Annotated in this window: 26 protein-coding genes; 11 read left to right on the top strand and 15 right to left on the bottom strand. The window is 34.1% G+C overall.

Annotation, left to right across the window (positions count from 1 at the left end):
- The first annotated feature begins 325 nt into the window (after positions 1 to 325).
- From NAAC61_RS08825 to NAAC61_RS08805, 5 genes are all read left to right on the top strand, one after another.
- Positions 326 to 541, top strand: coding sequence for a hypothetical protein (locus NAAC61_RS08825; protein ID WP_202695801.1), 216 nt, complete (start codon positions 326 to 328; stop codon positions 539 to 541).
- A 72-nt stretch (positions 542 to 613) separates the two neighbouring features.
- Positions 614 to 814 (top strand): hypothetical protein, encoded by a 201-nt coding sequence (locus tag NAAC61_RS08820; RefSeq protein WP_202695800.1) that lies wholly within the window; start codon positions 614 to 616, stop codon positions 812 to 814.
- A 17-nt stretch (positions 815 to 831) separates the two neighbouring features.
- A complete protein-coding gene (locus NAAC61_RS08815) occupies positions 832 to 1,041 on the top strand; it encodes a DUF2922 domain-containing protein (protein WP_012209090.1) in 210 nt (69 codons plus the stop codon).
- A gap of 968 nt (positions 1,042 to 2,009) precedes the next feature.
- Positions 2,010 to 2,882, top strand: a complete 873-nt coding sequence (locus NAAC61_RS08810; protein ID WP_202695799.1) for an ABC transporter ATP-binding protein — start codon at positions 2,010 to 2,012, stop codon at positions 2,880 to 2,882.
- Entirely contained in the window at positions 2,879 to 3,685 is an 807-nt protein-coding gene (locus tag NAAC61_RS08805; RefSeq protein ID WP_103065047.1) for an ABC transporter permease subunit, read from the top strand. The genes NAAC61_RS08810 and NAAC61_RS08805 overlap by 4 nt, the downstream gene beginning before the upstream one ends.
- A gap of 5 nt (positions 3,686 to 3,690) precedes the next feature.
- Here the strand turns inward: NAAC61_RS08805 and NAAC61_RS08800 are convergent, their stop codons facing one another.
- A complete protein-coding gene (locus NAAC61_RS08800; RefSeq protein ID WP_202695798.1) occupies positions 3,691 to 4,128 on the bottom strand; it encodes an IS3 family transposase in 438 nt (145 codons plus the stop codon).
- A complete protein-coding gene (locus NAAC61_RS08795) occupies positions 4,128 to 4,526 on the bottom strand; it encodes a transposase (protein ID WP_202695797.1) in 399 nt (132 codons plus the stop codon). Before NAAC61_RS08795 ends, NAAC61_RS08800 begins: the two co-directional genes overlap by 1 nt.
- A gap of 241 nt (positions 4,527 to 4,767) precedes the next feature.
- On the opposite strand from NAAC61_RS08795, the gene NAAC61_RS08790 reads away from it, so the two are divergent.
- The 6 genes from NAAC61_RS08790 to NAAC61_RS08765 all read left to right on the top strand — a co-directional run bounded on the left by NAAC61_RS08790 (position 4,768) and on the right by NAAC61_RS08765 (position 10,998).
- On the top strand, positions 4,768 to 4,986 hold the full coding sequence (locus NAAC61_RS08790) for a 2-oxoisovalerate dehydrogenase (protein WP_103065044.1): 219 nt from the start codon (positions 4,768 to 4,770) through the stop codon (positions 4,984 to 4,986).
- Positions 4,979 to 5,230 carry a type II toxin-antitoxin system HicA family toxin gene (locus tag NAAC61_RS08785; protein ID WP_103065043.1) on the top strand — a complete coding sequence of 84 codons (252 nt, stop codon included), beginning with the start codon at positions 4,979 to 4,981 and terminating at the stop codon, positions 5,228 to 5,230. Before NAAC61_RS08790 ends, NAAC61_RS08785 begins: the two co-directional genes overlap by 8 nt.
- A 14-nt stretch (positions 5,231 to 5,244) precedes the next feature.
- Entirely contained in the window at positions 5,245 to 6,315 is a 1,071-nt protein-coding gene (locus tag NAAC61_RS08780; RefSeq protein ID WP_202695796.1) for a galactose-1-epimerase, read from the top strand.
- 57 nt (positions 6,316 to 6,372) lie between these two features.
- Positions 6,373 to 8,535: a Tex family protein gene (locus tag NAAC61_RS08775; protein ID WP_103065041.1), complete on the top strand. Its 2,163-nt coding sequence runs from the start codon at positions 6,373 to 6,375 to the stop codon at positions 8,533 to 8,535.
- Positions 8,536 to 8,719: 184 nt separating this feature from the next.
- Positions 8,720 to 10,087 carry an MATE family efflux transporter gene (locus NAAC61_RS08770; protein ID WP_202695795.1) on the top strand — a complete coding sequence of 456 codons (1,368 nt, stop codon included), beginning with the start codon at positions 8,720 to 8,722 and terminating at the stop codon, positions 10,085 to 10,087.
- Between the two features lie 26 nt (positions 10,088 to 10,113).
- Positions 10,114 to 10,998 (top strand): bifunctional enoyl-CoA hydratase/phosphate acetyltransferase, encoded by an 885-nt coding sequence (locus NAAC61_RS08765; protein ID WP_121567520.1) that lies wholly within the window; start codon positions 10,114 to 10,116, stop codon positions 10,996 to 10,998.
- A 6-nt stretch (positions 10,999 to 11,004) separates the two neighbouring features.
- On the opposite strand, the gene trhA is transcribed toward NAAC61_RS08765, so the two are convergent.
- From trhA to ortB, 13 genes are all read right to left on the bottom strand, one after another.
- Positions 11,005 to 11,652 carry a PAQR family membrane homeostasis protein TrhA gene (trhA, locus tag NAAC61_RS08760; RefSeq protein ID WP_103065038.1) on the bottom strand — a complete coding sequence of 216 codons (648 nt, stop codon included), beginning with the start codon at positions 11,650 to 11,652 and terminating at the stop codon, positions 11,005 to 11,007.
- On the bottom strand, positions 11,649 to 12,218 hold the full coding sequence (locus NAAC61_RS08755; protein WP_103065037.1) for a GNAT family N-acetyltransferase: 570 nt from the start codon (positions 12,216 to 12,218) through the stop codon (positions 11,649 to 11,651). Before NAAC61_RS08755 ends, trhA begins: the two co-directional genes overlap by 4 nt.
- A gap of 64 nt (positions 12,219 to 12,282) precedes the next feature.
- Positions 12,283 to 13,107: a thermonuclease family protein gene (locus tag NAAC61_RS08750; protein WP_103065036.1), complete on the bottom strand. Its 825-nt coding sequence runs from the start codon at positions 13,105 to 13,107 to the stop codon at positions 12,283 to 12,285.
- Complete coding sequence (locus NAAC61_RS08745; RefSeq protein WP_103065035.1) at positions 13,104 to 14,603, bottom strand: YifB family Mg chelatase-like AAA ATPase; 1,500 nt, start codon at positions 14,601 to 14,603, stop codon at positions 13,104 to 13,106. The genes NAAC61_RS08750 and NAAC61_RS08745 overlap by 4 nt, the downstream gene beginning before the upstream one ends.
- Before the next feature lie 29 nt (positions 14,604 to 14,632).
- Positions 14,633 to 15,772 (bottom strand): MFS transporter, encoded by a 1,140-nt coding sequence (locus NAAC61_RS08740; RefSeq protein ID WP_202695794.1) that lies wholly within the window; start codon positions 15,770 to 15,772, stop codon positions 14,633 to 14,635.
- A 5-nt stretch (positions 15,773 to 15,777) separates the two neighbouring features.
- Positions 15,778 to 16,074: an endonuclease V gene (locus tag NAAC61_RS11110; RefSeq protein WP_273542589.1), complete on the bottom strand. Its 297-nt coding sequence runs from the start codon at positions 16,072 to 16,074 to the stop codon at positions 15,778 to 15,780.
- Positions 16,055 to 16,444 carry an endonuclease V gene (locus NAAC61_RS11105; protein WP_273542588.1) on the bottom strand — a complete coding sequence of 130 codons (390 nt, stop codon included), beginning with the start codon at positions 16,442 to 16,444 and terminating at the stop codon, positions 16,055 to 16,057. The genes NAAC61_RS11110 and NAAC61_RS11105 overlap by 20 nt, the downstream gene beginning before the upstream one ends.
- The gene (locus NAAC61_RS08730; RefSeq protein WP_273542587.1) at positions 16,434 to 16,754 is read right to left on the bottom strand and encodes a 2-C-methyl-D-erythritol 2,4-cyclodiphosphate synthase; all 321 of its coding nucleotides are present in this window, start codon (positions 16,752 to 16,754) and stop codon (positions 16,434 to 16,436) included. The genes NAAC61_RS11105 and NAAC61_RS08730 overlap by 11 nt, the downstream gene beginning before the upstream one ends.
- 22 nt (positions 16,755 to 16,776) lie before the next feature.
- A complete protein-coding gene (locus tag NAAC61_RS11100; RefSeq protein ID WP_255416414.1) occupies positions 16,777 to 16,923 on the bottom strand; it encodes a 2-C-methyl-D-erythritol 2,4-cyclodiphosphate synthase in 147 nt (48 codons plus the stop codon).
- A 3-nt stretch (positions 16,924 to 16,926) separates the two neighbouring features.
- Positions 16,927 to 18,039 carry a DNA polymerase III subunit beta gene (gene dnaN, locus NAAC61_RS08725; protein ID WP_103065031.1) on the bottom strand — a complete coding sequence of 371 codons (1,113 nt, stop codon included), beginning with the start codon at positions 18,037 to 18,039 and terminating at the stop codon, positions 16,927 to 16,929.
- A gap of 90 nt (positions 18,040 to 18,129) precedes the next feature.
- Positions 18,130 to 20,328, bottom strand: a complete 2,199-nt coding sequence (oraE, locus tag NAAC61_RS08720; RefSeq protein WP_012208989.1) for a D-ornithine 4,5-aminomutase subunit OraE — start codon at positions 20,326 to 20,328, stop codon at positions 18,130 to 18,132.
- Positions 20,309 to 20,695: an ornithine aminomutase subunit alpha gene (locus tag NAAC61_RS08715; protein WP_012208988.1), complete on the bottom strand. Its 387-nt coding sequence runs from the start codon at positions 20,693 to 20,695 to the stop codon at positions 20,309 to 20,311. Before NAAC61_RS08715 ends, oraE begins: the two co-directional genes overlap by 20 nt.
- Positions 20,692 to 22,110 carry a 2-amino-4-oxopentanoate thiolase subunit OrtB gene (gene ortB, locus NAAC61_RS08710; protein ID WP_012208987.1) on the bottom strand — a complete coding sequence of 473 codons (1,419 nt, stop codon included), beginning with the start codon at positions 22,108 to 22,110 and terminating at the stop codon, positions 20,692 to 20,694. The genes NAAC61_RS08715 and ortB overlap by 4 nt, the downstream gene beginning before the upstream one ends.
- Positions 22,111 to 22,164 lie beyond the last annotated feature (54 nt).

Below are 22,164 nucleotides of genomic sequence, written 5' to 3'. Positions count from 1 at the left end.
TTTTATATATTTATATTAATAACATAAAACCTTATAGGGTGTCTCAAAAATTGACCCACAACTGGGTCAAAATTTGACCCAAAACTGTCCCAATTTTTAACCCACCTTGTCCCAAAAAATTTATCCTCTGAGGGAGGAGGGTGGGAACAGATAATCAAATAAGCTTTATAAACAACGGGAATCTAAAAGGCCAAGCCTTTAAATAAGGGATCATAAGGGACGTAGTCCCTTCCACAAAGGGTGGCGGGCGGGAATAGATAAATAGTAAACAATTATTTACCACAATTTAAGTATTCTTACGGATACTATTAGTGGAGGTGAGAAAATGAAAGAAATAGTTGGATTAATCCCTGATCTTGTAAAAATGGTGGAAGTACCTGGTAACGGCAAAAAGAAAAAAGAAATCGTTCTAAACGCGGTAAGAGAATTTCTAAAATCCATAGGTAAATACTCTCCGATCATGGATCTAATAATCTCCATACTCATCGACGGAGTAGTAGCATTACTATTTCCAAAACCAAAAGAACCAGAAAAAGCATAAAATGATTTCTCCCCGGGGAAGCAAGGCAACACAAACCAAAGAATAACAAAAACACACAGGAGGTGGTAACACATGGCAATGAACTTAGAATCAAGAAAGGCAAAGATCGTCTGGATAAGCATAGTAGACGGAAAAGAACAAAAAAAGTATAAAACCTACGACTTATTCACAGACGTAGAAGCAGACATAAAAACCGCCTTACAAGGATTAGTCTCACTCTGTGAAAACACCAACGCGGTCTATTATTTTGACGAAAGCTACGAAATAATCTAAAAAGGAGGAAATAGCGAATGAGAAGATTAAGAATGAAATTCTATGACTCAGCAGAAGGAAAAAGCAAAACTCTATCAGTAGACGGAGTATTAGAAACACTAACGCAAGCAGAAATAGAACCAATAATGCAAAGTCTGATAGGTGTATTAGTACCAACAACCGCACAAGTAGACGAAGCAGAAATCGTTGAAACAACGACAAATGAAGTATTTAACCTTATTCAATAAGGAAACACACTCATGCCTCTTGACGGGGCATGAGTTTTTTTGATATATTAATGTATAGTATATATATGTATCACATATTTCCTCTGAGGAAGATGGAAGGGAATAGATACTAAGAAAAATAAAATATGAACAAATAATTAAATAATCTGGTATCATTTAGTAAGAACATCAAATATACCAGATAAGAAAGAACAACAGAAATTCCTCGAACAGATATTGAATATAACAAAGCCAGCCTAGATAGCAAAGATAATATTTTATAAATTCCATATTCTTAACCTATTAAGTGGACAATTTTATAAAGCCAGAATCATAAAGGATAAACCAAGTACCATTATTTTCGTAAGAGAACTAAAAAAGGATCGGAAGATAAACTTGGGTTTGGAACCGGGTAATTAAAAAACACAAGTCCAACAAAATCACCATTTATTTAACCTATTAAAGCATTTTATTTATACAAGGGAAGATGTAACGATAGAGGAGATATTAAAAGTACAAAAAGAAATAATGCCTGGAAGGGGTGAGATAGTTATGACAATCATGGGCGTTTTTCAATTAAAAATTTTTTACTAGCTTTAATAAACTTTTCTCTTTCCTGAGTTTGACAGTTACATAAATGTAAGAATTATAAAACAGGCATGAATAAATACAAAAAAGTGTTTTTCGCTTTCTCTGTTTTTCAAAAGTGTCACTACATGTCTTTCTTTTCTTTTGTTTATGAAGGTTTGCACAGTAATTTAATTGAATCTTTTCTTTTTACACTTATTTCTTTTTACCAAACGCCTTCCAATGGTTGATTAACTAGCCTTTTCGATTAGTAAGTTCAATATAAAATCATTATCTTCAAAGGAATGTTGCCTTCTCTATTTTTATATTCTGGAAACATAATTCTCTATATTCTGGCAACATAATTTTGTTAAAATTTGCATTAATTATATAAAATTAATTCAAGGTAGGAGGCCCCAGATTTGATCAAAGTAGAGAATATCAAAAAATACTATGGAAAATACCTCGGAGTAGAGGACATTAGCTTTAAAATAAAAAAAGGAGAAATATACGGCCTTATAGGCCCTAATGGTGCTGGGAAAACAACCACTATAAGAGCTATGATGGGTATGATTTCAATTGATGAAGGGCGAATTACAATTGGGGATAAAAACATCCCACACGACTTGAAGCATATAAAAAATAAAATTGGTTATCTTCCTGGAGAAGTCAATTTTTATGAAAATATGAGAGTAAAAGATTTTTTTGATTTTAACGATAGATTTTATAAAAATATTGATAAGAAATATGAAAACGAGCTAATAGATCTACTAGAACTTGAAACAAACAAAAAGTTCAAAGAACTTTCAATGGGAAACAAGAAAAAAGTTGGAATAATACAAGCCATTGTACACAGACCCGAGTACATAATTTTTGATGAACCTACCAACGGTTTAGACCCTCTTTTGCAGCATAAATTATACAATATTTTAGAAAAAGAAAAAGAAAGAGGTGCTACAATTCTTTTTTCATCACATATTTTATCGGAAGTTGAAAAAATTTGTGATAAAGTAGGTATAGTAAAAAAAGGAAAAATAATAAAAGAAAGTGATATTGAAGAGATATCTAAAGTATCTAAAAAAACAATTACGATCTATAAACTCAAAGAAAGAAATAAATTCAATGATTTTGAAATAGAAGAACAGACGGATTCTTTTATAACTTATCTAGTAAAAAATGATGATTTAAATAGTTTTTTTGAAATTTTATCTAAATGTTCATATGAAGACATTGAAATTAAAAGACCGTCTCTCGAAGAAATATTTATCGATTATTACAGGAGTGATGAAGAATGAACTTCAATTTATTAAAAAAAGAGCTTAAATTCACATATAAAAATACAATATTATGGTCATTGTTGTTTGTTTTATTTACCGGTATGTATATACCTATGAGTAATCAAATCCTTTCCCAGTCTAATAATGTATTAGAACTAATTAATAATATGCCCAAATTTTTACTCGAATCTTTCAACTTTAGCGAACAAATATTTACTAAACCAGAAGGCATATTCGGGTCAGAAGGTATGAGCTTTGTTTATTTATTGGGAGCTGTTTTTTCAGCGATGCTTGTGGGAAAAGTTTTTGCAGATGAATATGAAAAAGGAACCATAGAATATTTGAGCGTAAAACCAATAAGTAGATCAACTTTATACATAACTAAATTCACGAATATAATGATAAATATATTATTTTTAAACATTATTTTTACCCTTTCAGTTGTTTCTATGTACGCTATTTTTATGGAATATGAATATAATCCAGAAATATTGTTGGCTTTTGGAATATATTCGCTCACAGTACAAATATTTTTCTCTTCAATTTCTGTAATAATAAGCATACTCACCCAAAACAATTCTTCAAACTTGGGTATCTCGCTTAGTATACTAATTTTCATGTATTTTGGAGATACTATGGCAAAGACTATAGAGGCAACAAGTTGGATAAAATACTTCAGCATATTTAATTATATTCCTTTGATGGAAACCGTTTTAGAAGAAAAAATCTTTTGGGTAAATTCATTAATAATTTTACTAATATCTTTTGGAATATATTATTTTTCTTATTACCTATTCAAAAATAAAGATATTAATGTATGAAACTTTCAATGTTTTGTATATTTTCCAACCAAACCAACTTCGTGTTTCAAACGTCTCATCTTTTTATGATTGATTATTATTCCATATTTTTCCTTAAAATACTCACACAGCTTAGTAGAACCAAGAGTTTTCAAATAAGGCTTTGAGACATACATATTGAGATGTTCCTTGATTTGCTTTAATTCTGAAATTACAAATTCATCTGGAACCTTATCACCATTCACAGTATAGCAAAAACCTCGAGTTTTAGAATTAGAATGCTTTTTCTTTGACAAAGAACTGGTATCCAAGAAGAACCTCGTTTTATAATGATAAGTGCTGGAGTTTACGTTGAAAGCTTCAAAAAGATAAGAAAGAGAAACGCCATACTCTCTATGTAGTCTATTGATATATAGGATATCCAAAATGGGTGTAGATTTGAAATCAGCATGTCTATTTTCCATCATTTTCTCTGATTCAAATTTTTTTTTACAAACTCAACTTGTTCTCTAAGAACTCTGTTTTCAATATCCTTTTCGATCACCAAATCTTTCAAACTCTGAAGAGTCTGAGCGAGTTCGGGGTATTCCATACAAAGCCGAGAAATCTCATCCAAATCGACACCGGAATTCTCGTAAACCACAGGAGGAATCTTAGAACCACGAGAAACGATGGAATTTTTGTTAAAAGGACCATTGAAAAAGCAAGAATAATTCTCACCAGAATCTCTAAACTTCTTAACCCATTTTTGGATATTTCTGACAGGGATGTTGTGAGTTTTGCTAAGTTGAGAACAAGAAACGCCTTTTTCGACATGCTCTTTAACAACGTTGGCCTTTAACTCTGGAGGGTAAGATTTCACAAAAATCACCTCTTTTAAGAATTTATATTTATATCTATTTTACTACCATGCCCCTCAAATTTCCAAATTTCCTAAGAACCACTTGTGGGCGTTTTTCAATTAAAAATTACTGCTAATTTTGATAAACTCTTCTCTTTCTCCCCTTCAAAAACATAAAAAGAAAGAATGGATGGCTTTCTGACAATTTATTCCCGTATGATATAATATTACTAGAAACCAGAAAATAAAGGGGATGAATCTAATGAAAGTCAAAGAAATTATATTTTTAGTAGAAGAAGACCCGGAAAGCGGATATAACGCTAGGGCTTTGGGAGAATCAATATTTACAGAAGGATCGACCTTAGATGAGTTGAAAGAAAATATTAAAGATGCTATAAAATGTCACTTTGATAAAGAAGAAGATATTCCCAATATTATAAGGTTGCATATTGTAAAAGAAGAGACATTCACATATGTCTAAAGTTCCAAGAAATATCTCAGGGAAAGAATTAGCAGATCTACTCGGAAAATATAATTATAAAATTTTAAGAAAGACAGGAAGCCATTTAAGATTGAATTCTGACTATATGGGGTATTCGCATAACATAACCATACCTGATCATAAATTTCTTAAAATAGGAACGTTAAATAGCATATTAAGAGATGTTTCAGAATACTTAAAAATCACAAAAGAGCAGATGGTAGAAGAAATTTTCAAAAAATAAAAGGGGGATATTGAGTGTCAATTTTAGAGCATATTGAAAAAAATCAATGGGGATATACAACAGAAGGCATTCCAGTAACTTTATTCACATTAAGAAACGAGAACGGGATTACGGTACAAGTAACAAATTATGGTGCTACTTTGGTTTCTTTGTACTTACCTGACAAAAAAGGAGAACTCGAAGACATAATTTTAGGATTCGATACCGTTTCAGATTATGAAAAACCCACTCCACAGAATCCCTTTTTCGGTGCTACAATAGGACGACATGCAAACAGAATAAAAAACGGGCAATTCTCACTTGAAGGTAAAAATTACACCTTGGCTCAAAACAATAATTCAAACCATCTTCATGGGGGAATAAAGGGGTTTCAAAAACAGATATTTCAAGCCATAGCTTTTACAACCGTTGAAGGACCTTCTGTTCGTTTCAAGCGTTTAAGCCATGATGGGGAAGAAGGTTATCCAGGAAACTTACTTGTAAGCGTTACTTACACCTTAACCAACGATGATGAATTAAAGATTTCTTATACCGCAACTACTGATAAAACCACTATTATAAATTTGACAAATCACAGTTATTTTAATTTAGCAGGAGAAGGCAGAGGAAATATTTTTGATCACCAGTTAGAACTTTTTGCTAATCATTATACACCTGTAGATGAAACGCTAATACCCACAGGAGAAATAAAAAGTGTCAAAGACACGCCTTTTGATTTCACAGTCCCAAAAATTCTTGGAGAGGTACTCAAAGATTTGAAAGATTCTCCGTTAGAAGGAATAGATCATAATTTCGTATTAAACAAAGAAAATAGCAAAATATCCTTAGCCGCAAGGTTGGTTGAACCCACAAGTGGAAGAGTGATGAAGATATACACAACAGAGCCTGGAATTCAAGTTTATACAGGTAATTTTGTTGATACTTATGGAAAAGAAGGAAAACACTACGGAAAATATTCTGGAATAGCCTTGGAAACACAGCATTTTCCAAACTCTCCAAACCAGAAAAACTTTCCTTCTACAATTTTAAGACCCTCAGAAGTGTATTCTTCAACAACAATTTACAAATTTTCTATCGTGAATTAGAGAAAATTTAGGTTTTCTAAAGCTAGTAAAATAAATTGTTTCATGGAGGTAAAAGTATTGGATATAATCAAAACAATAACAGAAGATCTGAACATAAAACTATTTCAAACTGAAAACACTATAGAATTATTAAATGAGGGAAACACTGTACCTTTTATCAGCAGGTATCGAAAAGAAAGAACAGGTAATTTAGATGAAGAAAAGATTAGGCAAATAGAAGAATTATTTAAATATTATCAGAACTTAGAAGACTACAAAAAAACTGTCTTAAAAAGCATCGAAGAGCAAGGTAAATTAACAGATGAACTAAAAGAAAAGATCATCAACACCAAAAAAATGACTGAATTGGAAGATCTGTATCTTCCTTACAAAAAAAGGAAGAAAACCAATGCAGACAAAGCTATAGAAGCTGGTCTTGAACCTGCAGCAAACAAAGTGTTGTTAGGTAATATCAAATCTTTAGATGAATTAGAAGAATTTGTATCTGAAGAATACGACAATATTGACAAAGTGGTAGAAGGTATTTCCTACATAATAGGTCAAACCTTTGCCCATGACAAAGACAATCGGGAAAGTCTAAGAAAGTATTATGAAAAATTCGGCAAAATTCACTCTGAAAAAAAGAAAGAGTTTGTCGAAGAAGCCACCAAATACGATATGTATCATGAATTCACTCAAGAAATTTCAAAAATCCCAAATTACAGGGTTCTAGCTTTAAACAGGGGCGAAAAAGAAAAAGTTTTAAATGTAAAATTAATTATTGATGATGAGTGGCTTGATAGAGAAAAATCTAAATACAAAACAGGAAATGAGATCTGTGATGAAATAATATCCAAAGGTTTGAACTATGGATTCACAAATATGTTAAACCCATCAATAGAAAGAGAAATAAGACAAAATCTAACAGAAAAAGCAGAAGAAGGGGCGATAGATCTCTTTGCCAAAAACCTCAGGCAATTATTACTAACTCCTCCTTTAAAAAATAAAAGGATCTTAGCAATTGATCCTGGTTTCAGAACGGGATGTAAAGTCGTGGCATTAGATGAATTGGGAAATTTTCTGGCTAACAATACGATATACCCCGTTCCTCCACAAAACGATGTAGAAAACTCAGAGAAAATTATGATGAATTTAATTCAAAAGTATAATATAAATCTAATAGCTATAGGCAACGGGACCGCCTCACGAGAAACTCAACAATTCGTTGTTGACTTAATAAAGAAAAATAAGTTAAATCTTAAGTATATATTCGTTGATGAATCTGGAGCTTCTGTTTATTCTGCTTCTAAGTTGGCAAAAGAAGAGTTTCCAGAATACGATGTTACCGTTCGAGGAGCTATAAGTTTAGGGAGAAGGATCCAGGACCCTCTTGCAGAATTTGTAAAAATTGACCCGAAATCTATAGGTGTTGGGCAGTATCAACACGATGTCAACCAAAAAAAGTTGAAAGAAAAGCTCGATGCAACTGTGGAAAGCGTGGTTAACCTCGTTGGTGTTAATTTAAACACAGCCTCATATTCTTTATTAGAATACGTTTCGGGAATAACAAGTAGCCTTGCAAAGAAAATTGTCCAATACCGCCAAAAGAATGGCTCATTCCAAAAAAGAGTTGATCTCTTCAACGTAAAAGGCTTTGGAGAAAAAGCCTTTGAACAAAGTGCAGGATTTTTGAGAATAATAGATGGGGAAAACCCGTTAGAAATGACGGGAATACACCCAGAAAGTTATGAAGCAGCAGAAAAATTAATAAATATACTTGGCTACACCTTGGATGATTTAAAAATCAAAGAAAAATTGGACCCCTTGAAATTAAAAGTTTCGCAACTTTTAAACGAAAAAGAAAATCTTAAATCAATATCCGAAAAATTGGAAATTGGGGAATATACACTGATTGATATACTTAAAGAACTTCAAAAGCCTGGCAGAGACCCAAGGGATGAAATGCCTCAACCTCAACTTATGGATGATATTCTAAAATTTGAAGATCTTAAAGAAAGTATGAGATTATCAGGTAAAATAACAAATATTACTGATTTTGGTGCTTTTGTGGATTTGGGAATAAAAGAAAACGGCTTGATTCATAAGTCAAACCTTGCTGAAAAATTTGTTGCTCATCCTACGGATATTGTACAAATAAACGATATCGTGGAAGTGGAAATAATAAACATTGATAAAACAAGAAGAAGAATTGGTTTAAGACTAGTAAACATAAAAAAATAAAAACTTTATCTTTATTTTGAGATTTTGAGCGTCCTTTTTTATGGACGCTTTTTTATTTATTTCTTAATAATATTTCACTACTAAATTCAAAATATATACCTTTATTTTTAACCTAAACCCCAAATAATCTGATAAAATATTGATAAGGATAACGAATTAATTTTAACATTAAAGGTGATAGCAAATGAAAATCAAAGATACAGGAAAAGTTGACGTTTTAAAAACATCCATTTGGAAAGCTTTGTTTACTTTAGCCTGGCCAATCATTTTGACAAATATGATGCAAGCGATATATAATATAACCGATGCTTACTTTTTGGGAAAATTGGGTCCTTTGGAATTGTCTGTTCCTACTGTAATTTGGCCGCTGATCTTTGTTTTTATATCATTTGCCACAGGATTTTCCTACGCCGGAACCTCTTTGATAGCCCAATATACAGGATACGGTGATCAAAGAAGAGCTGAAAAATCGGCAGCGCAAACCATTTTGGTAATGACTTTTGTGGCGTTATCCATTATGGCAATAGTTTTGATCTTTAGCAAACAACTATTATCTCTTCTACGATTAGACGAAAATATATTTGAACTCAGTCACACCTATCTAAAAATAATGGCATTTAGTTTGCCTTTCAGCTTTTTAATGCAAACTGTGGCAGGTATATTTAGGGGATGGGGAAATTCATTTATAGCCTTGAAATACAACGGTATATCAATATTGTTGAATGTGGCCCTTGATCCTCTTTTCATTTTTCAATTCAATTTAGGCGTTTTTGGTGCTGCTTTAGCAACTATGTTATCTCAAGTTATAATGTCCGTTGTATTCCTAATTGTATTATTCAGAGGTAGAGAAGGTTTTAAATTACACGCCAAGGATTTTGTTCCTGATCCTAAACTTATAAAAAAAGTGTTAGTGGTTGGCTTACCTTCTTCTATTGGTGAATCTTTTACAGCTATTGGATTTGCTATAATTATGGGAGTTATAGCGCAATTTGGACCTATTGTTATTAGTGGATATGGAATTGGAAATAGAATGAACAATTTAATAACGATGTTCGCAATGGGAATATCCTTGGCAACGGCTACGATGACAGGTCAATACGTGGGTGCTAATCAACCTGAAAAGGCTGAAGAAACCGTTAAAAAAGCTTCTTTGGCAACTTTACTGATCGTTGGAAGTGCTTCAATGGTTATGTTTTTATTTGGACACAATATAACAAAATTTTTCATAAATGACCCTGAAGTAATTAAAGTAGGAGAGGAATTTTTTAGATATGTTTCTTTCTCACTTCCATTCTTCTCTTTAGTTTCTGTTTTTCTTGGTACTTTAAGAGGTACAGGGCATACGATTCAGTCGACCATTATCGATATCACTCGATTGTGGGGAATAAGGGTACCCTTGGTTTTTTTCTTTGCGGAGACTCACGGTTACATAGGTGTTTTCATAGCGATGATAATAAGTAATTTCTCTGCCCTTTTATTAGCCTTAGGTTTTCTAATTTTTGGTAACTGGAAAAGACCTGTAATTGAAGAAGCTTCACAAAGAAATGCTTAATATAGTCAACAAAGGGGGAAGTTTTCATGAAAAACTTTGACGAACTGCTGAATAGAGCAAAGTCCAAACCAACAAAGAACGTTGTTCTTGTCTGTGCAGAAGATTTGGAAGCTTTGAAGGCTTTATCAAAAGCAAGTGAAGAAGGTTTTGCAAACCCTGTCTTGGTTGGAAATAAAGAAGAAATTAAAAAAAATTTGGAAATTGTTGGAAAGGAATTTGATATTATAGAGGCAGAAAATCCACAGGAAGCAGCAGAAAAAGGTGTTCGTCTCGTTTCAAGTGGGGCTGCTGATCTGCTCATGAAAGGTAAGATAAAAACCTCTGAATTGTTAAAAGCTGTTTTAAACAACGATTGGGGATTAAAAACGGGAAATTTGCTTTCTCATGTTGCGGTAGTGGAAACACCTTATTTGGATAGATTACTTCTAATAAGCGATGGTGGAATGATAATCCATCCAGATTTAACGCAAAAGGTTCAAATTATATACAACGCCATTGAAGTAGCCAAAAATCTTGAAATAAAAACTCCTAAAGTAGCTCTATTAGCGGCAGTTGAAGTAGTTAATCCCGATATGCCCGAAACAATAGATGCCGCCATATTGACCCAAATGAACAAAAGAGGCCAAATAAAAGGCTGTATTGTCGATGGTCCCCTTGCCCTTGATAACGCTATAAGCGAACAAGCTGCCAAGATTAAAAATATAAACAGTGAAGTTGCAGGTAAAGCAGATATTTTAATTGTTCCAGATATCCATTCCGGGAACTTGTTAGGAAAATCTGCGGTATATTTCTCAGGGGGAAACGTGGCAGGTATTGTAGTGGGAGCGAAGGCTCCCGTGGTATTAGTATCAAGAGCCGATAACGATCAATCGAAATTAGCCGCTTTGGCACTCGGAGTTTTAAACTCTTGAGATTTCTCATATAACATAAAAAAACACTGAGAAAAAGTGGCATATACTTCCTGCAAGCACTATCAAATGCCATATAGCATGATGATATGGGATTTTTCTCCATACGTAAAATATGGTCCCGACTGTGTAAAGAATGCCTCCTATAACCAACCAAACTACTCCCCAGAAATCCAAGTTTGTAACTAAAGGCTCCATAGCAAATACAACCAACCATCCCATGGCTATGTATAAAATAGTTGAAAGAATCCTAAACCTTTTAACAAAAAATATTTTAAAAATAATGCCTATAGCTGCCAAACCCCATACTACAGAAAATATAATCCAACCTAACCTTCCATTCAACGTAATTAGTGCAAAAGGTGTGTAAGTACCCGCTATTAAAATATAAATTGCCGAATGATCGAATATTTCAAAGAGATCTTTTATTTTTTGACGTTGAAAGCTGTGATATAGTGTTGAAGATGTATAAAGAATAATCAAGGACGAACCATATATAACCGAACTGAAAATACTCCAAGGTTGTCCGTTAATCGCTGAAAAAACTACCAATAACACCAAAGCAGCTATACTCAACAATGCTCCTATACCGTGTATAACGGCATTAGCTATTTCTTCACCCGTGGTAAATTTTTCGATATTATCTAAATCCTTCACCCTATTACTCCTTTCGCATCTTTCATTTCAAGAAATTCTTCTCTCAAAATGTCCATAAATATTATATCGTATCTATTGTTTTTAAAAAACTTTGCTTGTCTTCGCCTGCCTATTTCTTTAAATCCTGCTTTTTGGTAAGATCTTATGGCTCTTTTGTTGTATTCAAAAACCTCTAACATAATGTTATTTAAGTTTAAAACGTTGAATCCATAATTCAACAACAATTTAATGGCTTCGGTACCATATCCTTTAGACAGATATTCTCTATTGCCAATAAAAATCCCCAAGACACCCGATTGATTAATTCTATTAATGTCATGCAACCCACAATTACCTATCAGCTCTTCTGTTTCTAAATCCACGATGGCAAAAAATACATCGTTACCTTTTGCCATTTTTTCCAAGATATCTTTTTCTTTTAGCAAAGAAATGATATTATCCTCTACCATCATGTTTTCTGATATTTCTGGGTCATTTAACCATTCCGTGTATTTTTCAAAATCATCAGGATTAACTGGTGACAAAAAGCATTTTTCTCCTACTATTTTTTTAAAATATTTACCCATAATGTCCTTCCCCCTATTATTCTGTTATACGATCTTTAAAATAAACTCCCTCTTCCCACTACAGCTAATTCGAAAGTCTTTTTATCTCAAAAGGAGCCCTTCCCAGTATTTCGTATTGCCCAGTTCTTTGATCTAACCATATTTCTCCCCAGAACATAACTTCTTCCCCAACTAAATCATAGATATCGTATCCGTCAAAAAAGGCATCAAACTCCTGTTTTCTTATTCCATAGTAAAAATCTTCGCCTTCAGAGATAATTTTGTAATAATTTTCGCCTTCTTTTATAACATCCTTTACTTTGGCCTTCACCCACCGCATTCTACCTAAATCCTTTTGGGTTAAGGCATCAGATTCCACGACAAGACTTTCATCATCATATTTTTCAAAGATGCCTTTTCTATCTTCATATGCTTGGATATAAGCTTTAACAAATATTTCTTGCTTTTTTGAAGTATCTTCATAAAACAACGGTCGGGCTAATCCATTTTTTAATATTTCTTCGTTTAATAATACTAAGTTACCTTCTTCATCTTCATAATAAACATACGCCAAAACTCTGCCATAATCGTCAAACTTATCCTCATCAAACTCTAAATATACGTTCCTGTTTGCAACATTTATTAGTCTATCTTTCACAAATTGATACGACTTATAGCCATACTCGCTAATGGGCTTACTCCCAGCTTTGATCTCTGGTGTGTCTATTCCAATCAATCTTATACTTTCAGCGTACTGGTAAGTGTTAATCGTGTCTCCATCGAATATAGAAGAAACTTTTGCTTTTTCGAGGTTTTCTATATCTGGTATTGTTATTAATTCTTGCGAATTAGCATAAACTACGCTTAATACCAATAAAAGTAACAGAAAAAATGAAGATATTTTTCTCATATGATTTTTCTCCCTCTGTAATTCAGGGCTTCCGAAACATGACTTATTTCCACATTCCTTGAATCAAAAGTGTCAGCTATAGTTCGCGAAATTCTAACTACCCTGTTTACCGATCTTGCAGTTAATTTTAAATTGATAGCTGCTTGTTTTAGAAAGTCTTCCGCTTTTTCAGTAAGAGCAGCAAATTTCTTCAGCTCTTTATTGCTAAGTTTCCCATTCAATTTATTTTGCCTTTTTATCTGTATTTGGGAAGCCTTTGAAACTCTTTCTTTAATCTTTTCTGAGCTTTCTCCATCTTCCTTGGACATGAGCTCGTCAATTTTTACCCTTGGTACATCTATTCTTATATCTATTCTATCCAATATAGGACCTGATATTTTTCTGTTGTAATTTAAGATCTGGTTCAAACTACACGTACATTCAATCTCCTTATCTCCATAATATCCGCATGGACACGGATTTTGAGAGGCTATAAGCATGAACCTTGCAGGAAAATTAGCAACGGATTTTGCTCTTGTTACCGTCACTTCTCCGTCTTCTAAAGGCTGTCTTAGGGACTCTATTACATCCGTACGGTACTCGGGAAATTCATCCATGAATAATACTCCATTGTGAGCCAAGCTTATTTCACCAGGTTTCGGAACGGCCCCTCCCCCTATTATTGAGGCCGTTGAAGCTGTGTGGTGAGGAGATCTGAAGGGCCTTTTATCGATTATCGTGTTCATATATCCAGCAACTGAATAGATCATAGTTGATTCGATGATTTCTTCCCTCGTCATATCTGGTAATATTGTTGGAACCCTTTTAGCTATCATTGTTTTTCCCGAACCGGGAGATCCTCTCATTAAGACGTTGTGAAATCCACTGGCTGCTATCTCTATACCCCTTTTGGCAAAGATTTGACCTTTGATTTCACGAAAATCCAAGTTGTAAGACGGTTGTACAATATCCTCATACTTTGGAGAGTATTCATCCAAAATACCCAGCGATATATTTTCGATATCTTTCAAATTATCTATAACGATAACTTCGTTTTTTTCTACAAATTTACTTTCCCCCTGATTTCCGCGTGGAATTATGAATTTTGCTTGTTGATTTCTTTCTTTTATGTACATCAAAAAAAGAGATATCCCAGAAACAGGTCTAACTTCTCCATTCAAACCGAGTTCACCAAATATATAGTAATCATCACTTAATTCTTTTATCTGACCAGACGCTTCCAACAAGGATACAGCAATTGGTAAGTCAAAATGTGAACCGTCTTTTCTCATAGAGGTGGGTGAAAGATTTGCAACTATCGATCCGTTAGGAATAGTAAACCCAGTATTTCTAATGGCACTGGTAACTCGTTTCTCACTTTCTAAAACAGATGTGGAAGGCATTCCTACTATTTTGAATGTCTGTTGGGTAGAACGAGAGTTTACATCGATTTCTACTAAGATATTTTCTACTTTAAAACCGTCTATGCAGCCAGTTTTTATCTTAGAATATTTCATCTTCCCCCCTTTGGGTACGCTTTTTAATTTCAATTGCCATTATCTAATTTCTCCTTACCCAATTTTTGGGTGATAAAAATGATGATGGCAAAAGTAAAAAAAGGAATGGCGTAGGAGATATTAAAATTAATATCACCAATTACCCCCATGGAAGTTGCGATTATCATAGCTCCAATCCCAGTGGAACCAAAAGCCAACCCATTGTACATCCCTAAGATTCTCTTTGGGAGATTTTGGTTGGAGTATTTTTGAATACTTGGAAAAATGGCAGATAAACTAAAACCAACGAAAAGAAAGAAAATAAAGTGTTGAAATATCAGTAACAACGCAAGACTTATTATAAGAGAAATAGAGAAGTACAAAATGGTACCCAATTCTGTTAATTTTCTGTTTAAAAATTCCGTAATTGCCCTACCAAAGGTAAAAACAACCCAAAATAAACTTATAATTATAGATGAAAATTCCTTAGAATAATTAAAAACATCATGGAAAAGGTTTGCACTCCAAGTTATTATGCCTATTTCACTTCCCGAATAGAATAAGAATATCAACAATGACAAATAAACAAATTTTTTCCTTATTATACCTGTGGCTTCTTTAAATTTAATCGCTTCATACTTTATGTTTTGAATGGGTTTATAAATTAAAACAAAAATAAAAAGTAACGAAATTAAGATTAAGTGTATAAAATACACAAATCTAAAATCTAAATTCATAACTAAAAATAAGCTAACCAAAAGGGGTGCTATTATTCCCCCAATTCCAAAACTCGCGTTTAAAAATCCAAAATTTTGGATTTTTCTATCAAGATGTGAAAAAGCGGAAGTTAAAGTCATAAAAGCGGCTCCTGTGGCTACTCCAAACAAGAAAACTGATAATACTACCATGGGGAAACTAAATGCAGTTACAAATAAAAACAAACCCATAATTAGAACAATTAAAGCACCTATCAAGAAATTTTTATAGCCTATCTGGGCGATAAAAAAGCTGCCTATAAAGTTGGATATCATGGTACCGAAGGTACTTATAAACGGTAATGAAGAAGAAATAGTTATTGAAACAGAAAATCTTTCTTGAATGGAAGTCATAAGAGGAGCAAGAGTATTCATGACCATCGAAAATAGAATCATTGATATGTATATAAAATTTCGCGTGTTCTTTTCGGTCAACAACGTCACCTCTGCTTTAAACTTTGAGTGTATAAGTGTGCCTTTCGAGTTATCTCAGGAATTTTATACTTTGTGGCAAAATGATAAGTAAAATCCAAAGCGTTTTTGAAATCAACCAAGTTGCCAGGAGATACAAATACAGGTTTCACATTGTCTCTTGTTCTCAACACTATTCCTATTTTCTCATCTTTATGGTACAGAAATGTGAATTCACCTTTTTTCTTTCCGGGTTCTTCGTATTCACCAATTAACTTAGATTTAGCAATTCCTATAGTAGGCTTTTCAATAAAAAAAAGACGCATGTGTAGCTATGCCCATCCTTCTAGGATGGGCATAGCCTTGACCATCAAAAAAAACAATATCAGGTTCAATTTGAAGTTTTTCCCAAGCCTTTAAAAAGATAGGAAGCTCTCTAAAAGCAAGAAGGCCTGGTATATATGGTAAGGTAATCTTATCCACGGCATATGTTACATCGATCACCGATAATTTCTTAAAATCCATCGTTACAATTACAGCTAATCCTTCGTCTTGTTGAAAGGAAAGATCAACACCGCTTACTAAGTTTGGTACATCAGAGAAATAACTTAATTTAACCTCTTTAGCCAACTGTCTCTGAATTTTGATCATATCTTTGGGAGTCATATCGAAGCTATGAACGAGCTTATATTTCATCTACCTCACCTAACGTTGTACAATAAACTTCTATACCTTCGTCTTTTCCGCCTATTCCTAGACCATTGCCACTCTTGCCTTTTAAGTTTATTCGGCTCACTTCTAAATTTAAGATGCGTGAGGTATTATTTTTTATTTGATCAGATATAGGACTAATTTTCACACTATTAGATATGATTAGCGCATCTATATTATTTATCTTAACAACATACCTTTTACTTATCAAATCCATAGTCTTTTCTAAAAGTATAGAGCTATTAATATTTTCAAATTCTTTACTTTCAGGAAAGTACTCCCCTATCGACCCCAAACCGCACATCCCTAATAAACTATCAATTATCGCATGAAAAAAAAACGTCTCCATCCGAATGGCCCAATAATCCATAACCTTTTGGATGATTAATTACAACTCCACCCAATATTAATCTTCTATTTTCAACGAAAGGATGCACATCATAACCAAAACCAATTTTTAACATGCTTCAACTTTTCCTTTTTGGCATTATTATAAACATGTAACTGTTGTCTTCTATAGGTTTTAAAATGGTAGGTTTTTCCTCATCGGATATATCGAACTCAAACTCCACAGTTTCTATTCTTTCTAACGCTTCTCTGAAATATCTCGGTGAATAAGCGATCTCAAGATTTCTTCCCTCTTGCTCAACATCAATCTCTTCTTTTGCTTCGCCAACATCGGGAGAACTTGCATAAAACTGTATTCTTCCATCTTCAATATTTAATAAAGTATATTCCTCACTTCCAGCTGTGATAGACATCCTTTTCATAATAGCCAAAAATTCTGAGGTTTTAGCCTTGATCTTTGTTATAAAACTCTGGGGAATTATACCCAAATAATTAGGAAACTCGGCATCTATAACGTTAAAAATCAGCTGGTTATTATCTTCTTCAAAATCAAAGAGAACTTGCGAACCACTTTGAACTACTTTTATCTTCTCTGTCTTTGCTGCTGAAAGTATCGTTTTTAATTCATCCATACTTTTTAAGGATAAAAGAAATGGTGAAAGAACATTGTCATCTTCCAGCTTACTTTCAGATAGGGCTAATCTATATGAATCCGTGGCGACTAAATTCAAAAACCCTCCTTGCCTAAAGTCCCAGTAAACGGCGTTTAAATTGCGTGAAAGGGAAGAAGAATCCTTTAAAGCACAAAAAATTACCTTATCAATCATATTAGTAATAACTGTTCTATCTAGCGAAATTGAGCTCCCTGTAACGTCAAAAGCAAGAGAAGGAAACTCATCAGGATCCATGGTAGGTAATCGAAATACAGAATTTCCACCTGAAATCTTCAAAACTCCATCCAAAGTGATCGTAATTGTCTCAGAAGTGAGATTTGATAGAATTTCCAAGAATATCGTCTGTTCCACCACTGTAGAAAAGTTTTCATCACTATCTTTAACCTTCAGCCATTTGTGAAAACCGGTCTGCAAATCTGTAGCATAAATGTGTAACTCATCGTCTTCTACAGCCAATTTTATTCCTTTCAAAATAGGGTTAGCTGTTTTTCTTGAAACAGCATTACTGGTTAATTGAACAGCATTTTTTAAAACCCTTGTATCTATTTCAAAAGACATCAAGTTTTCCTCCCTTTGGAAGAATTAGGGTTTCACTATCTCAATTTTACACTAAAAAAAAATTTAAAGCAAGAATAAATTAATTAAAAATTATTCGTTTTGCTCTCTTTCTTTTAGTTTCTTAGCCAAAAATGTGGCAACGTGATTCCCTTTGGTACCTCTTCCAAAGCCAGCGTCCATGTAATTATTGATCGCTAAATCATTGGTTATCTGAGTTCCTCCAACGATAAGTAATAATTTATCTCTAACTCCTTTTTCTACAGCAATTTCATGTAATTTTTTCATATTTTCCACATGAACTTCGTTATGAGTAATAATCATAGAAGCTAAAACCGCCTGGGCTCCAACTTCTATCGCACTATCTATGATTTTTTCTGGGGGCACAGAAGTACCAAGGTAAACGTAGCTTATTCCATATTTTTCTATACCTCCATGTTTTATATCCAGAATTTCTCTGATACCAATGTTGTGCTCATCATTACCTATCGTTCCGGCTACTACTTTGACCTTGTGTTTACCAAAAAATTCAAAAAGCTCGTCATCACTCATCACTTCGTTCTTTTGGGGAAGCTCTAATTCATCCTTTTTAACAAAGAAAGGTACCTTTGCCTTCAATTCGAGATACGTTCCTTCTGATGGATGTAAAATGGCAGAATGAATAACATGAATATCTTCGAGTCCCATTTTTTTACATATTTCAACCGCCGCTGCTTTGGCGTATTCTTCAGATTCAGGGATGGTCATGTCCAATTGTATCCAACCATCATAACTCCATTCAACTTCTGGTTTTATAAGATTATTTTCTTTGTATTCTTTTATTTCTTGCAATCTTTTTTCGACATTATCACTCTCATCTAACTCGTCAATAAATTGAATCTTTTCTCTATTATGTAAGGTACAACCACCGATTAAATCACAAGGTTTATCTAATCCTTCAGGTAAGGCGTTGTACCCAAAATGTTCACAAACGGGTGCCATATAATCTTTATCCCTTGGTACAACAGAGCCTGCCGCAATTTCTCCGTTCTTTTTTCTGACTATTCCGTCTCCTGCTCTTTCAGGATAGTACCCGTTATCTACGAACATGCCATTTTCCAATGCTTCAAAATATCCTCCCATTTCTATGATTTCTTCGAGCATCAATATAGCTCTCATCTTCAATTCTCTTACTTCTTTTCTAACTTGTTCTTCATCGATTTTGAGGTATTGTTTAATATTATCCGCTGATATCAATGTATGTTTAGCCGTTTCGACACCTCTAATAGAATTAACGTGCCATGGAACATTTCTACCTTCGTCGGGAGTAATAGTTGATTGAATGTCTGCAGAGGTTAACCGAGAAATGAGGGTATTTAAAACGTGAATCCTTGTGGCATCGAATAAATCAGATTCGATGTACCTTGTGTTCATTTGAGCTCTGAACTTGTAGCCTTTAAACAGTTCTCTCAATGTAACGGCATAGACCAAGTTGATTCTGAACTCAGGAGAAGGGGAAACTACAGGGGGAACGGTTGATAAAGCGATATTTTCTTTTTTCATGCCTACTTTTAATGAAAATAGCGAGTTTATAGCATGTTGGACCAAAAGCTCCGGCATCACGTTTCTAGCTTTTTTAGCAGATGCGTTAGCGTTATGGGCACCATCTATTTGGAGTATATTCGCCCAAGCCATCACTTTTTTTGCAACAGCGGCATCCACAAAAGATCTTATAGGATTGATACCTCTGTACAAAATATTGTACTGTGGATCTTGGTGAGCTCCATTAACCCCCTCTTCGGCAAACATTACAGCTATTTCAGGGCCTGCTACACCTGAAACATAACTGTGAAAGTTTATGGGTCTACCTACTTCGTCTTCAATTAGATCAAGCGCTTTTCTAGTTGCCCTCAACTGTTTTCTCGTTATCGGTATCCCACCAATACCTTCAGGGGTCCCTTCCATAAGACCGTCTATATGGCTTTGCCCAAGTGTTCTTATGACCATAATATGATCTGCTCCGTGCCAGGCAGCCATGCGCATTCTTCTAACATCTTCCTCAAATCTTCCTGAAGCGATTTCCGATGTTATCACCGTGTCTGGTTGTGGGTCTAGGTTATCAAAGTAATGGGCCGCAGGAAGAGGAATCGAGTTTTTCAAATCCTCACTTATCTCATAGTAATTAAAATCGCTTTTTTTGGTTCCTTCAGGTAATTTTTTTCTCCAAGTCCATCCTTTTCTTCTTGGTGTGTAATGTTCCAAATCGTTTAAAATCTCTTCTATGTTGATCTTTTCATTTGGTTGAAGTTTCACTTGTATCACCACCTCTAAAGATATTCTCAACATCATCCCAAAAACGACCGTTTAATAGTGCCTCTCCCGCTTCCATTATTCCTATATTTTTTTGTTTTGCGATTTTGTAGACCACATTCCCTGCTCCTTTTGATAATAAATTTTCTTGTACAATCTTATCAACCAACGCCTTTGCCTGAAGGGAATTAAACCCCATTCTCAGCAAGACAGATCTTTCTATAGAAGGAGAGGTATGTGTTTCTGCCAAATTTACTAAGGGATCTACTACCTTTCCAACTAAATTCCAAAAATAATTGTCTAATTCCTCATCAGTCAAGTTTTGAAGTTTCTTTGACCTTTCCTGAAAGTCATCGGCTCTTTCTTTCACAAAGACTCCTCCTTTGCCTTTTTAATCAAGTTTATTACCGAATCTTCATCTTCCCTTATTTCCTCTGATATGAATTGAATTTCTTTTTGAGTGAAATCAGTTTTTCCAAGTCTTTTTATAAGCTGGTTTACATACGATTCTTTCAATTGAGACATTGGAATTTCAATGTAGCCTATTTGTGAAGGATCTTCAGGTATCACGATTCTTTCCCCTGGTTTATCATCTTTTATTGGATCGCCTGATATTACTTGAATCCCATTTTCTTTGGCAAAAGTGAGTTGGGCACTTGGTAACTTCCCTGCTCCTGTGTATTCTGTTTCGTTTACAACTATTATTTCATCCTCATTCATTTCCCTTGCCAAAGCAAAAGCTGCCACCAGCGAGGTATTACCAGCAGGTCCTCTTTGTAGCCCTTCGAGTTTTGCGAGTAATTCAGTCATATAGAATACTTCTCCTTGAGTTACAAGAACATATCTGTCCATATACCTCAACACCCTTGCCGCATTCCTTGGAACATCGGATCTGTCAGGAAAGACCGCAAACGGGATCCCAAATCCTGTGTGTCCTGTAGTAAAAGATTTTCTATTGAAATCTTTATCAGAAGCCATATGCAAGCCTCTTAAATCAACGCTTGCCCCAACAATCTTGGTTGAATCTGCCCCAGCTTTTTTTAATCCTCTTGCAGTTCCAGTGGTCAAACCTCCTCCTGCATGGGTACTTACAACAAGATCTGGGAATTTCCCTGTCAATTCTTTGGTTTGATTAGCTATCTCCACCCCCAACGTTTCTATTCCGGTAATGCCGTAAGGTGAGTAAAGCGATGCATTAAAAAATCCTGTTTCTTCAAGAAGAAGAAGGGTATAATAAAATAATTCTGGTCCTACACTTACTTGAACAACTTCACTTCCATAAGCTGCACACGACCTTTCTTTTTCTAAGATCTCAGGTTGACCAACACCTCGAGAATCGAAACATTCTTGAATTATAATAGATTTTAAACCTCTTTTAGCTGCTTGAGAAGCTACAGCGGCACCATAATTACCACTTGTAGCTGCTATAACGCCTTCATACCCTAATTTTTTTGCCATATATACACTTATAGAAGCCCTTCTATCTTTGAAAGAACCGGATGGGTTAGTTTGTTCATCCTTAACGAAGATCCTTGCACCTTTCCCTTTATCAGACAATTTTTTAATCAATTTGTTTATATTTTTTAGTTCAACAAGGGGAGTGTTTCCAACACCTGTTTCTTTTTGGATTCTTACAACTTCTTCGATTGAAAAACCCGATTCATTCATCATCTTTTCATAATCAAAGGCGATTCCTTCTATTTCATATTTATTGTAATCAAGTCCTACAGATTTTTTGATGATCTCTACCTGTCTTTCCATCACCGCTTTGTAAGATTTATCCATTTCTTTCAAAAAATTACTGCAGTAGGCTTATTACCCTAGTAGGAAAAGAAATGC

Origin of the sequence: Petrotoga sp. 8T1HF07.NaAc.6.1, from assembly GCF_016772115.1 — a bacterium.
Taxonomy (GTDB): domain Bacteria; phylum Thermotogota; class Thermotogae; order Petrotogales; family Petrotogaceae; genus Petrotoga; species Petrotoga mobilis.
The sequence above is the reverse complement of the archived record's forward strand: the minus strand, read 5'-3'. Positions and strand labels throughout refer to the sequence as shown.

What these genes read in the sequence shown, in the direction of transcription:
- NAAC61_RS08745 (WP_103065035.1), bottom strand. Translation starts at nt 14,603, where the DNA reads ATGAAATATTCTAAGATAAAAACTGGCTGCATAGACGGTTTTAAAGTA.
- NAAC61_RS08785 (WP_103065043.1), top strand. Translation starts at nt 4,979, where the DNA reads ATGTCTAAAGTTCCAAGAAATATCTCAGGGAAAGAATTAGCAGATCTA.
- NAAC61_RS08765 (WP_121567520.1), top strand. Translation starts at nt 10,114, where the DNA reads ATGAAAAACTTTGACGAACTGCTGAATAGAGCAAAGTCCAAACCAACA.
- NAAC61_RS11105 (WP_273542588.1), bottom strand. Translation starts at nt 16,444, where the DNA reads ATGAAATATAAGCTCGTTCATAGCTTCGATATGACTCCCAAAGATATG.
- NAAC61_RS08805 (WP_103065047.1), top strand. Translation starts at nt 2,879, where the DNA reads ATGAACTTCAATTTATTAAAAAAAGAGCTTAAATTCACATATAAAAAT.
- NAAC61_RS08815 (WP_012209090.1), top strand. Translation starts at nt 832, where the DNA reads ATGAGAAGATTAAGAATGAAATTCTATGACTCAGCAGAAGGAAAAAGC.
- dnaN (WP_103065031.1), bottom strand. Translation starts at nt 18,039, where the DNA reads ATGTCTTTTGAAATAGATACAAGGGTTTTAAAAAATGCTGTTCAATTA.
- NAAC61_RS08800 (WP_202695798.1), bottom strand. Translation starts at nt 4,128, where the DNA reads ATGGAAAATAGACATGCTGATTTCAAATCTACACCCATTTTGGATATC.
- ortB (WP_012208987.1), bottom strand. Translation starts at nt 22,110, where the DNA reads ATGGATAAATCTTACAAAGCGGTGATGGAAAGACAGGTAGAGATCATC.
- NAAC61_RS08755 (WP_103065037.1), bottom strand. Translation starts at nt 12,218, where the DNA reads ATGGGTAAATATTTTAAAAAAATAGTAGGAGAAAAATGCTTTTTGTCA.
- NAAC61_RS08770 (WP_202695795.1), top strand. Translation starts at nt 8,720, where the DNA reads ATGAAAATCAAAGATACAGGAAAAGTTGACGTTTTAAAAACATCCATT.
- NAAC61_RS08750 (WP_103065036.1), bottom strand. Translation starts at nt 13,107, where the DNA reads ATGAGAAAAATATCTTCATTTTTTCTGTTACTTTTATTGGTATTAAGC.
- NAAC61_RS08825 (WP_202695801.1), top strand. Translation starts at nt 326, where the DNA reads ATGAAAGAAATAGTTGGATTAATCCCTGATCTTGTAAAAATGGTGGAA.
- NAAC61_RS11110 (WP_273542589.1), bottom strand. Translation starts at nt 16,074, where the DNA reads ATGCGTCTTTTTTTTATTGAAAAGCCTACTATAGGAATTGCTAAATCT.
- NAAC61_RS08790 (WP_103065044.1), top strand. Translation starts at nt 4,768, where the DNA reads ATGAAAGTCAAAGAAATTATATTTTTAGTAGAAGAAGACCCGGAAAGC.
- NAAC61_RS08820 (WP_202695800.1), top strand. Translation starts at nt 614, where the DNA reads ATGGCAATGAACTTAGAATCAAGAAAGGCAAAGATCGTCTGGATAAGC.
- NAAC61_RS11100 (WP_255416414.1), bottom strand. Translation starts at nt 16,923, where the DNA reads ATGTTAAAAATTGGTTTTGGTTATGATGTGCATCCTTTCGTTGAAAAT.